Origin of the sequence: Candidatus Defluviibacterium haderslevense, from assembly GCA_016712225.1 — a bacterium.
Lineage (GTDB): Bacteria > Bacteroidota > Bacteroidia > Chitinophagales > Saprospiraceae > Vicinibacter > Vicinibacter haderslevensis.
Map to the genome: position 1 here is coordinate 4,640,296 of JADJRL010000003.1, position 12,381 is coordinate 4,652,676.

Annotated in this window: 11 protein-coding genes; 7 read left to right on the top strand and 4 right to left on the bottom strand. The window is 27.4% G+C overall.

Annotated elements, in window-relative coordinates:
- Window positions 1–338: 338 nt before the first annotated feature.
- From IPK88_18110 to IPK88_18120, 3 genes are all read right to left on the bottom strand, one after another.
- A complete protein-coding gene (locus tag IPK88_18110; protein ID MBK8245346.1) occupies window positions 339–908 on the bottom strand; it encodes a hypothetical protein in 570 nt (189 codons plus the stop codon).
- A 75-nt stretch (window positions 909–983) separates the two neighbouring features.
- On the bottom strand, window positions 984–1,946 hold the full coding sequence (locus IPK88_18115; protein MBK8245347.1) for a hypothetical protein: 963 nt from the start codon (window positions 1,944–1,946) through the stop codon (window positions 984–986).
- A gap of 1,480 nt (window positions 1,947–3,426) precedes the next feature.
- Window positions 3,427–5,274 carry a hypothetical protein gene (locus IPK88_18120; protein ID MBK8245348.1) on the bottom strand — a complete coding sequence of 616 codons (1,848 nt, stop codon included), beginning with the start codon at window positions 5,272–5,274 and terminating at the stop codon, window positions 3,427–3,429.
- Between the two features lie 659 nt (window positions 5,275–5,933).
- Here IPK88_18120 and IPK88_18125 point away from each other — a divergent pair.
- The gene (locus tag IPK88_18125; GenBank protein ID MBK8245349.1) at window positions 5,934–6,347 is read left to right on the top strand and encodes a hypothetical protein; all 414 of its coding nucleotides are present in this window, start codon (window positions 5,934–5,936) and stop codon (window positions 6,345–6,347) included.
- 161 nt (window positions 6,348–6,508) lie between these two features.
- On the opposite strand, the gene IPK88_18130 is transcribed toward IPK88_18125, so the two are convergent.
- A complete protein-coding gene (locus tag IPK88_18130; GenBank protein MBK8245350.1) occupies window positions 6,509–6,844 on the bottom strand; it encodes a YegP family protein in 336 nt (111 codons plus the stop codon).
- 614 nt (window positions 6,845–7,458) lie between these two features.
- Between IPK88_18130 and IPK88_18135 the strand changes: the two genes are divergently transcribed.
- From IPK88_18135 to IPK88_18160, 6 genes are all read left to right on the top strand, one after another.
- Window positions 7,459–8,610 carry a hypothetical protein gene (locus IPK88_18135; GenBank protein MBK8245351.1) on the top strand — a complete coding sequence of 384 codons (1,152 nt, stop codon included), beginning with the start codon at window positions 7,459–7,461 and terminating at the stop codon, window positions 8,608–8,610.
- A gap of 190 nt (window positions 8,611–8,800) precedes the next feature.
- Window positions 8,801–9,139 (top strand): hypothetical protein, encoded by a 339-nt coding sequence (locus IPK88_18140; protein ID MBK8245352.1) that lies wholly within the window; start codon window positions 8,801–8,803, stop codon window positions 9,137–9,139.
- A 209-nt stretch (window positions 9,140–9,348) separates the two neighbouring features.
- Window positions 9,349–9,744, top strand: a complete 396-nt coding sequence (locus IPK88_18145) for a hypothetical protein (GenBank protein ID MBK8245353.1) — start codon at window positions 9,349–9,351, stop codon at window positions 9,742–9,744.
- A complete protein-coding gene (locus tag IPK88_18150; GenBank protein MBK8245354.1) occupies window positions 9,741–10,526 on the top strand; it encodes a hypothetical protein in 786 nt (261 codons plus the stop codon). Before IPK88_18145 ends, IPK88_18150 begins: the two co-directional genes overlap by 4 nt.
- Window positions 10,519–11,205, top strand: coding sequence for a response regulator transcription factor (locus IPK88_18155; GenBank protein ID MBK8245355.1), 687 nt, complete (start codon window positions 10,519–10,521; stop codon window positions 11,203–11,205). The genes IPK88_18150 and IPK88_18155 overlap by 8 nt, the downstream gene beginning before the upstream one ends.
- A gap of 360 nt (window positions 11,206–11,565) precedes the next feature.
- A complete protein-coding gene (locus tag IPK88_18160) occupies window positions 11,566–12,351 on the top strand; it encodes a hypothetical protein (protein ID MBK8245356.1) in 786 nt (261 codons plus the stop codon).
- Window positions 12,352–12,381 lie beyond the last annotated feature (30 nt).

The window sequence follows — 12,381 nt, forward strand, 5'->3', positions numbered from 1 at the left end:
TAGTATGGATTCCAAGTGTTCGATTAGAACATTTCAGGAAACTTATTAGGTTGTATTATGCCGATATTATATCACTTTCATTTCCATTTGAGATATGCATTTTGAAGCAAATTTGAAAAGGATTGCTAATAGCAATCCAATGGGATGAAAGGTATAATTGGTGTTTATTTTATTGGTTATTTTGGAATTGGTAGTTTATTATCCTGATTTTAGCTTTTTGAGTTATCCACAGGTTAAGTAATATTATTGATTAAATATCAAACAAATAAGTATCGGAATTGCTAGATTCATAATAATAAAAGTTTGAACTTGAGTGCATTATATTATCTTAATTAATATTAAGTAATTTCATTTTTATTAAACAATACTCCATCTCCTAAACTAGTACAATTTAACTTATCAAGAATTTCAAGAATAGAATTACCAATATTAATATAATTTCCGTGGTTAATTGCATAGAATTCTTCATCCCATCCTATTGGAACAACATGAACATCTACTTCATTATGTAATGTAATGGTTGCAAAAGCTGATTTTGATATAAGATCATTTTCAACGGAACTTATTTCAGTATTAAAATTAACAATTTTGGCTTCAATATCATATGATATAATTAAATCTTGAAATATTTCTAACAAATATGTATTGTTGAATTGAGTGTTTCCATTGCTTGTTTCAAAAATATACCTTGAAAGTTTAATATAAATTTCTTCTGGACTTAAGCCATTAATACTAATGCCTTGAGTTGTCATAGACTCGATTTCTTTATTATGTTTAACAAGGAAATGTTTAAAAATCACATCTGTTGAAATACTTGTATAATATTGAATTATAATTATAAAAGATATTATAATACAACTATCTCTGTTTTGTAATATTTCTGTAGTTAATCTTCTTTTTACACCCATATCAAATTATATTACTTATTAAATAGTTAATTTTTTATTATGAAAGCAACTATTTGTTGCCTAGAAGTTGCTATTTTATTTTATTTCCATTCCATGAATATTTTTATCTATTAAGTATTGCTTTATTTCAGGGTGAAGCTTCACAATTTTAATATCGATAAATTCTTGAATAAATGGAGCTACCCAATATTGACAGTTATCAGGTGGCTCTTGTCCAGAGTCTAGATAGTCTATTAAGTCCGATGAAGAAATTAACCTTGGATCAATCATTATTATTAATACAATAAAAAAAGAAGACACTAAACTAACATTTTTACTTATTTCCTCTAGCAAGCTTTTAACATTGGGGCCAATTTTAACTATATTTCTTTTTGTATATTCTTTTCCATTATTATGAACATAATTATTTAATTGTAAACTTAATTTATTCCAGTATGAATTTAAAGCATAAGTTTCAATTATATTTGATACTAGTGTATTTTGTTTAATTCGGTTCATATAATCTGCAAAACCTAGTTTTCTTTGTAAGTTCTTTGGAAGTTCATTTATTGTATTTGTACACCATGCAATTAATATTTTATCATCATCCCTAATTTTTTTGTTAACCCTAGTTGAATTTAATCCTTCTACTAATCTTTCAATTTCAATCTGGGTATTTTCACTACTTATATTATTCGATGAATTAATATCAAATACTTCCCTAGAATTGATTATTTCAAGTAAGTAAATATACAATAATAAATCATCTCGAATTTTTCGCACAAGTGTATTAGCATCACTAAAACATCCTATCGAGCAGCAATATTTTATACTTTTTAAAGTGTTAGCAGATGAATCAATTAGAATTGTATTTAATTCTAGATACACTTCATCTGATATGAAAGATATTATATGTCCGTTATCAGAGATTAAGTTTGAAAATTGTTGCAAAAAAAATATCATTTCATCAATATCGCTTTGAAACTTACCAAATACTTCTAAATCGCCAATTTTAGGTTCTTCGCCTAATGTATATATTTTATTTTTATATTCAGTCATATGTATTCAAATTTTTTAATATAATTGACTAATAAATTAATCCAACAAAATCGAAAGCAAATTACAGTTTTCTTTATCAATATTTTGACATACAAATATATCAAAATTTATTTTCATGAAAAAATAAACAGACTAAATAAATTTTTGCATAAAAGAACTGATGTTAATTTATCTACTGTTTTAAAGCAAATATTGGATATCTATAGAAAATAATAGATGGCTTATTGTAATTCATTTGTTTTAAAATCGATCTATATAATGAATTATCTTGTATTCAAGATAATAATTTTAAGATCAATCCAAATTCCAATATTCTAATTTCTATTAGAATATTTTGTAAATTTAGGTTATTTAGTGGTTTGTAATGAGTGCGCACTTAGATTTTTAAATGGGCAAGTAAAAATTAGTACTTAATATCCTTTAGTTTAATCTTAGTTTTACACCTCCGTTCACTAGACTTGGATAACATTGTTCCCTAGTTTATGTCATTCAGTTCTCTGGGTGTATGGAGTAGTGTAGTATCTATTTTCCTTTCCACTGTGATGGGTGAATTAGTGATTTATGATTCTCATTACTGATATTAATCAAACCTCGATATATGAGAGAATTGAGCGTTTTAGACACTATCTTAACTGACAATCAAGCTTTCTTCATAAATTCTGATCTGGTGATCCTATCTGGTAATTTCCTTCTTCCAGTATATCTATCTATCCAGCTTTAGTTTGTCTAATTATTACAAATAGCATTTTTATCTCTAACTCTGTAAATATTGCTAGGATATGCATTATTACGCAAATTATATTGGATTGCTTTTAGCAATCCAATGGGATGAAGAGTATAATTGGTGTTGATTTTTATAGGTATTTAAGGATTGTGTTTCTTGTCCTGAGTATAGGTTGTAGAGTATTCCACTGGTAATAATTACTGTAGTGCATGTTCCGTTGCAAATCTTCCAATTTGCGTAACTTTATCCAGAAGATCTAGATACTAATGATCTGACTATAGTACTTGGATATAGAATCATATCATCATATTCAATTCATTTTCCATTTGGATATTCTGAATCTAGAGTTAGAGAAATTATTGTTATACTTCCTATTGTTTATTAATCTCTATGAAATTTAAATTAGTTTAGAACTTATTTTATTTTTGTAATACAATCAGATATCGTGAGAAATGTCTGATCGATTTTCTTCATATAGTTGCATCAAAATTGTGGGGTTGTCCTATAGGATGCAGTATTGATTTTAACAATATATTATATCCATATTCTAGAAGACTTATTATCTTTAACGTATTGATACCACATGGCTGGCTATGGGGTGGTTCAATACAAATGAATTAATTGTAAACAAAAATAATTTAGCAAAATAAATAAGTTATTTGAATTTAATGGAATATTAATACAGTATAATTTAAAAAAAATGAATTTGATTTGAAAACTGGTGACAATATATCAAAAGATTTAATTTGGCTTATGCTAAGCATTGGAGTATAATTTTCTATTTGCAGAATTTATTATAATTCGCAATTTATCTTGAAAGGGGTAATTCTTAGAAGAAGCAGGATACCCAAATATTTCCAAAAAAGAATCATAACTCTTATTTAAATTATTTTCAATAATTTGTTTTTCTTTATCCAAAACACTTATTAAGTATTCACATAATTTAATCCCACTCAATATCCGATTTTCTTTACTTCCATGAAAATTACCATTTGAATATTTCGATAGAATAGGAATTACATAATCATCTGGAAGATAAGTGTCTTCGCAAACATATTGAAAGTAAGTAACATTAGTCAACAAATAATATAAATAAACATTACCTAGTGAGGATAATCTAATTTGAGTATGCTCAATATCAAGGTGACTTAATCTAATACCAATATCAGTTTCTAAAATGCCATTTTCAAAGCATAATTTAAGACCCCTTTCAACTAATTTTAAACTGTAATTATACTGCTCAAAAATACCTTTAATATTGTTTACCGTAAAGCTTCCAATGTTATTTGCAGCACAAATTATCTTTATAAGTACTAGCTGATCTCTGAATTCCTTTGGATTACTAGAGTTATTGCAATTAAACAAATTTATTATATGACTTTCCAAATGTGTGAAATAAGGAAAATGTATTGATAGTAAGCACTCGATCACATTTTCAACAGTAAACGGCTCATCTATTTCATTTATAGTATGCAAATCTCTATCGATAAAATATTTTCGAAACAATAATGAAAGTGGAAGCTTGTTGGAATGCAAAATATTAAAAACATTTGCTATCAAAATTTTTAAATTTCCAGCGCTTAGTTGATGTAAAATTTCATATACATCACCATCATTTGATTTAAATAATGAGTCAGCAAATGATTCAAGATAATTCACTAAATCAATTTTAGAAATAACAATTACTTTTTGTTGAATACGAGAAATACCATCAACTCTTACATGATAATCAATAATGTCTTGATAATCTAATCTGGTATTTAAGGATATTTGGTTTTTAAGTAGAATTATTTTATTAAAAATAATTTTATTTGCCTCAACATTCCTTAAATTAGTGTTATTAACTTTTTGAGTATGGCTAAATGAATTCGCATTGTAATCTCTAACAGGTACTAAAACTGTAAAAGGCACCATATTTAGCTTGTTCTCACAAATCTTAATTAAATCTTTAATTAAGATATCGCATATTTTTATTACTTCTTTTGGGTTTTCATCTACATTATCCAATATTAATAAAATTCCACATATCTTAAAAGTACCTTGGCTAATAAAATCATTTACAAATTTAATTAAAGTATCAACTGATTTTATTTCTGTGTATATGCTAATTGTGTCAATTGGGCTAATATTAGGATATCCGAAATGCTTTATAAATACTCTTTGCAATTTATACAGATCCGAATTAAAAAATCGAATAAGCAATATTTCTTCTATACATTCAATAATTTTATTCCGTAATTTAATATCCGTATTATCAATATCGAAAGTTTGTAAGTCAACAAATAAAATTAATAATTCATCACCATATAAATCAGGCATTACAACCTTCCTGCAATAATCAACAAATGTACTTTTGCCTCTTCCAATTTTGCCTTGTAGTACATGAATTCTATGTGTGTTTGACACGCGAACTGGATCTAATTGTGTTTTGCAAAATTGAATTTCAAAGTTAGAATTTGTTTTTACATATCCTTCTAAATTAGTTCGTACACCTCTATTAAATAGGTCATCCAAAATAGACGTATGGTCCCCAAATATAGTATTAAATGATTCCCAAGGGTGAGCTGAATTTTCAATAACTTCTAATGCTCTTGTGTTACTCATTGATTGTCAATTTAATATGCTTCCTAATATTATTTGATGGATAATAATATTTTATTGTTAAGTACATACTCCCTTCCAAAGCATGTTTATTAAAATTATTAAAATGAAAACTATGTGATATTAATGACTCCTTTTCTAATATAAAAGGCAATATAGTATTAGTGTATCCATATATTTGAATATCAGTAATTTTAACACCTACCTTGGATGGATTAGAAAATTCCACTTTTAAACATATTTCGGAATTAAATCTCTCTACATTGCAAGAAACTCTTATTGGTAAAATTAAATTTCTTATCCAACTTATATTTAATGCTACAAGTATAGCAATAAATGATGCCGCTGATAAAATATTAGCTTTGTCGAGCTTAAATTCAAAATACTGATTCAACAAAAAATATATTAGACAGATAACGATAATGCTGTAAAAATTATATAAAAAAAGTCGAATTAAAGTCATGATTTTTTGGTTTAATAAATCAATTTACATAAATGTTGCTATTTAAATTTAAATTTAGTATGATAATATAAATTGTAATTTAACAAAGATAGCAAATATTTGCCTGATTGCCTTGACCCTTTAGGAATTTATTTTGAATCTTAAGGAGTCAAGGTAACCATAAATATTTTATGAGCCCACTGGCTTAAAAATGTAACATATGTTAAACAACAAATTTAGAAATTCAAATCTAACTGAGTATTATTATGAACAATTAAATTATCGCTTTTATAAAATTGGTTTGGAAAATACATTTCAATTTTATTATCTGGAAATACTCAGAGCATTATATCTACCAAAACTAGTTGATTTGAATTTCATTGATAAATTCAAACTTTGTCTAGATTCTGATAGAATTGATAGATTTCTGGAAAAAAATAAAATTCGTCATACTAGAAATGGCAATTTATCTGCTCTGAATTATTATTTCTTGATGAAATCTAATGATGAAATATTTCTTAGGTATATTCATTTTGATGCAATGAAAAACATTTTTATTGATAACATCAAGCCATTGTCTGATCAAAGGTTGTTTGTTTTTGCTGGGACAAAGTTATTCATACCTGCAAATTGAAAATTTGTAAATAGGCTTTTCTAAAAGCCTATTTTTTAATTTTAATTGATATAAAACATAAAAGCACATTGGACTGCATAAGATTTAAATTAATTATATATACATATTACCAATTTAATATTCAGACATGGCATTTTTTTTAAGTTTGTATCAAAAAAACTTTATACCTCTACTGCAATTGCACCAGGAGCATCTCTTTTAACTGCATCAATGCCATTTTCTCTTGCTTGGCTTGAAGTATAACTTTCACTTCTTCCTATTGGTTCCCCATTTTTTGCTTTAAGCACAAAAGTATAGCTGTCATTATTCTGCTTTCTTTCATACTGTTCCTCAAATGGCGAATTTATTCTCACTGAATTAATACCATTATCTCTAGCTTGACTGGTAGAATAGCCTTCACTTGCTAAAATGATTTCTCCATTTCCTTTTGATCGAAGTCTAAAATAGTATTCATTATTTTTTGAACTTCTAAATTTTTCATACCTTGGTAATTCCATATTAAAATTTTAATTTTATGCAAAACTATCTAATTCCTATAATTTCAAATCAATAAAAATACTATTTCATATTGCAGGAAATACCCAAAGTAAAATAATAATTCCATGTCAGAAAACCTAGTCTTTGAAAACAATTGATTTCCAGAATTAGAATCATTTACTTGTTTTGATCAAATTTCATAGACAATGTGAAATTTTAAATTAATTCTATCCAGTATGCATCAAAAATTAAAAATGACAAAATCCACATAATATATTGTCCCAAAACTATTTTTTTACCAACCTAATAATATCTATTAGTAATAATCACTTTGAATTGCAGAAAATACCCAAATTTTAATGTTTTAAAATAAAATAATATTAATTCATAGGTTGGCATAATTGGAATTAGATTTCTGAAATTTTAGTAGATTTATAATTAATATAAAATAATACAAGGCATTACATATTTTCATTGTTTTTATATTATCAATTTGAAATTCCATTTAGAAATATATAAATTTTAGATTTTATATTAAGTATATTCTGCAACTTCTATACATATAATACTTATAATTTCGCAATTTTACAAATTAGAAATATCTTTGTTTATCTTTGAATAAAAATTAGATAAGATGGAAAAGCATTACAAATTTATTTTAGAAAATAAGAGCGATGTAGATCAAGAATGGCGCATATACCCACGCGATCCAATCACAATTCATCCGAGAGGATTCATCTCATACAACTTTATCATTGATACTGAACGAAATATTAGTATTGGCTTGACAATTGATGTAGGTGAAAGTCAATTAGCAACAGCAGTTAAGAGAGATATTGGTGAAGATACAAAATTCTATTTATTTCCTGCTTCACATGATATAGCTATTAGTACATACGTATCAACTGTCCATATAAGATCTACATTTGCTGGCGAAATAATTGGGTTTAGCTCAATATTAGATAGTCAAATTTCTATAAATAATTTAGATCAATTAATTGTACAACATGAAGCAAAACAATTCTCAAGCTCTCAAAAATTATTAACTAAGTCATTAAGCTATATTGATAATTTGACATTAGATTTCAAGAAAATTGAAGGCAGGACTGATCTTACTTTAGAAGTAAACGAAGGTGAAAAAGCAGGATTTGTTGATTCTGGAAGCCTTATCTCATTTGTAACAGGAATTCCAAAATTACAGAAGAATGATGTCTTAAATTCAACTTTATTGGCTCAATTAGCAGCAAATACAGCATTTGACAGATGGACTAATACAGAGAATTGGTATAAGAAATATGTTGAAGTCCTTGAAAATGTTGGTTGGGTTATTGAAAGCTTCAACTTTACGAAATATGATTCTCATACTGCCTCATTTACTATGGATAAAGTTGTTCTTGAGATATTAAAGGCTATCGCTACTGGCCAACAAGAGGCTGTTATAAATGAAACTATTAAGGCACTGGAGGCATTATCGAATAATGATGGAAAACTAGTACTGTTTGACACTAATGGATCTAATTTGAAACAAGGGAACTTTCAAATGAGTTCAGCTCAATCTGATGGAGAAAATGTTGCCATGGCAATGGCATCATTCTATTTTAGTTCTACCCAATCATCAACTAGATTTTTATGGTTCGAATACAAAAGCGCTGATACACATTTATTTAAGGCATCGCAAAAGGTGGTTCTAAATGAAGAAATATACAAATTAGTTAGATCGGCTGTAATCAAAAAACTTGGAGATGCAGCTGTACAATATATTGCCGATTTAGACATCGGATTTTAAACATTACTAGGTTCTGTACACTTCTAAAAGTTAAAATTTTCTTTGAGTATTTATACTTAGAATGTTGCAGGAATTACTTATTTTTGTTTCTATAAGTTAATTTACTCATTGTATTGGTTGTTATCCATAGTTTTGTTTACATATTTGTGGCGAAATTTATATTTATTAATCATTTATTAAAAAACAAATAATGCCAACTTCAAATTTCGACCCAAATACAGGAACTTACGTTACCCTTTCTGAAGCACAATCAATGGCCTCAAATTGGGCTGGATTGCAGTCCTCTCTTAATATGCCTATTTCTGAAGCTAACCCTAAAGCCTATGCATTTGGAAACAATAAAATGTTAGGAATAATTAACCAGAATGGATGTGAAGGAATTAGATTATATAATGGATATGAGAATAACAAGAGAGTTATTATTGTAGTCGGTATAGATGAAAATGGCGACGATATGACAGGTGGCTATATTTTAGAACTAAGTAGGCCTTGTCCGCCTAATTGCGGAAGTAATACTGTTATTGGGTGAACCTAATTGCAAATATTTCAGCTATATTAACAATTGCAATTACATACTTATGTATTAGAAAAGGTCCTCAAACAAAATCATTCCAATGGATTATATGGTATTGTATTTTAAATACAATTATTGAATTTATTTCATTCATCTTAGCCGAATTCAAATTATCAAATCTATTTATATTTCAATTTTTGATTATTATTGAATCAGTAATTATTTTGAACTATTTTAAGCTTGTTTCGATTACGGTAAATAAATATACTGGCAATTGGTTAATATTAGCATTAACAGGATTATATTTGTTCCAGTACAATTCCTTAACCAATTTAAATCCATTTAATGCAATATTAGAAGGAATGATTGTTTTTACATGCAGTTTAACCTATTTATCTGATGAATTAAGAATACCAAAGTCCAATATTATAGTATATGAACCAAATTTTTGGTTTGTTACCGCTTTTTTACTTTACTATGGTTGCACTTGGTTATTATTGCTTTGTGCACAATATGTTATAACAGAAACTAATATTTTTAATTATGTTTGGAATGTACAAAATATATTCAATATTATTAAATATATTATTATATTTTTAGGCATACGATTCTTAAAATGAGTATAACTTTTGCAATAGTACTCGGAACTATTTTTCTCTTTTTAATTATATTAGGAGTATTGATATTCGTTGTGATACATAATACAAAGGGCGTTGCATTAGAAAAAGAAAGGACCCAATTCAAAATTGATCAAGAACTTTTATTGGCTGAGGCAACTATTAAATCACAAGAACTAGAAAGACAAAATATCGGTGATAACCTTCATGATGAAATTGCTCCTATGTTAGCTGGAGCAAAAATGTATTTGACCTCTCAAATACGTGAAAAAGGAGAAGAGAAGAATTCAAACCTTAAAAAGGCTATTGAAATAATAGATAGAAGTATAGACAAGATAAGAGGTATTTCTCATTTATTACATCCAGTATCATTACAAGAATTGGGATTTAATTATGCAATTGAGGATTTCTGTAATTCATTTATGGCAACCAGAGATTCAAAAATAGAATATTTCACAAATGTTGAAAGAGTACCACTCAACAACTTCAACAAACTACTTTTATTTAGAATAATCCAAGAGGTAATATTCAATGCTGAAAAACATAGTTTGGCAAATCAATTTAAAATTGAATTAAAAGCAAATTCGAATTGTATACAAATTTTAATTACACATAATGGCAAGCAATTTACAGAAAGTGAATTTGCGGATGGATTAAGAGATAAAAATGGTCTAGGATTAAAAAATGTACAACATCGCTTAAATTTGTTAAAAGGCACAATAAAATTTTACTATGATGTAGAAAATATTGAGCAAAATGTCTTCATTCAAATATTAATTGAGTAATATAAATATAATGGAAATATTGCCTAGTCCAATTAAAATTGCTATTGCAGATGATCACAAAATTCTAAGAAATGGTTTGATATCAAGTCTGTCAAAATTTTCTGATTTAAGAATTGATATTGAGGCTAGTGATGGTGATGAACTGTTAGCTAAAATGAATATCCATCCAGTAGATGTTATACTATTGGATATTAAAATGCCTAAAATGGATGGGTTAGAAGTCGTAAAACATATCCGCAAAACAGATGAGAAAATTATTATAATTATTTTAACGATGCATGACGATGATGGCTTCATCATTAAACTTATAAATGCAAAAGCAAATGCATACTTAGTAAAAAACTCAGATCCTGAGGAAATTCGAATGGCTATATATTCATGCATCTCCAACGGATATTATTATAATGATTTAGTAAAAGAAGTGTTGGCAAGGAATGTCGCTAGAAAGAATAATAACCTTTCCAGTAAAACAAATGCAAGATTTCTTTTTGACGAAAGAGAATTGGAAGTACTGCAGTTGATATGTAGAGAGAAAACATCCGCAGAAATCGGGAAACTTATATTCTTGAGTACTCGTACAATTGATGGAATTAGGGCAAAATTAATGGAGAAAACTAATACAAAAAATATTGCCGGTTTAGTTATATATTGCTTTAGGAATAATTTATTTAATGAATAAATTCTTGTTTTTATCATAAATAAATATTTTAGGCTAAACTTAAGTAATTCCTGCAATAAATTTAAGTATAAATTCTAGCTTGACAATAGGTAATTCAATTTTATCTTTGGGTACGTTTAAATGCATTTAAAAACCTTAAATTAAACATTTAGATTATATTTTGTTTTTTGATAGCATTACTTGAGAACATTCATTGATATGAAAATTTAGGACCCATCCAAAAGTATTAAATGGCAAATTAATCACTTTGAATGAATAGTTTCTAGATTGTTTTGTATTTTTATGTTGCAAACTCATAATGCTTTAGGGAAGATTCCCAAAACGGTGGGTTCTGCTGTTCAGCCATTAAATTAATATTATATGAAAAACTTAAAAATTGTTTTCTTACTATTTACACTTCTTTTAACCTCAGCCTTAATTTGGTCCTGTCAAAAAGAGCTAGATAAAGTGGGCGAGACAAGTAAAAATTTAAAGAATACTAAATCTTTGGTGGCCAGAGGATTAAATGACTGCGTGCCGCCCGAATTAGAAACTCCTACTCACCCATGTTACAATTCTAACATGTATACCATTACAACGAATTTAACTTTACCTCAATATCCTAATTGCACATTTACCGTAGAGATAGATGTAAGAATTTGTTATGATTATCTTGGTAGACCTATAAATTATTTTATTTCTGATTGGAGATGGACGAATAATATTTTTGATTGTACATCATTCCTTGATGACGCCATTGCGGCATACCAAAACAATACTTTCACTTCATTTATTACATTGTTTGACAATAGAATGTTAATAGCTATTGAAAACTATTTTATACAACAAGCAATTCAATCGGGCGGAAGTGCATTTTATTATTGTGGCTCAAACCCACCTTTAAATATTGCTTATTATCAATCAGGTTGTTTTAGATTTTGCATGGGTACTGACGCAAATAATCATTGGGCAATAAGAAGGACATTGTGTGGAACCAACTGCTGTCAAAGGATCACAGAAATGTGTATTAATCCTCAAACTGGACAAATAGTAAAAACAACAACAATTACTAGTTTAGGATCATGTACAAGTATTTCACCACAATCTGGATGGTGCAATTTAAATAATGCAACAACTACGGATTGTATTCAAATATGTGAACAATAAATTTTTATTAGATTCTCAGGAGTTAGTAGC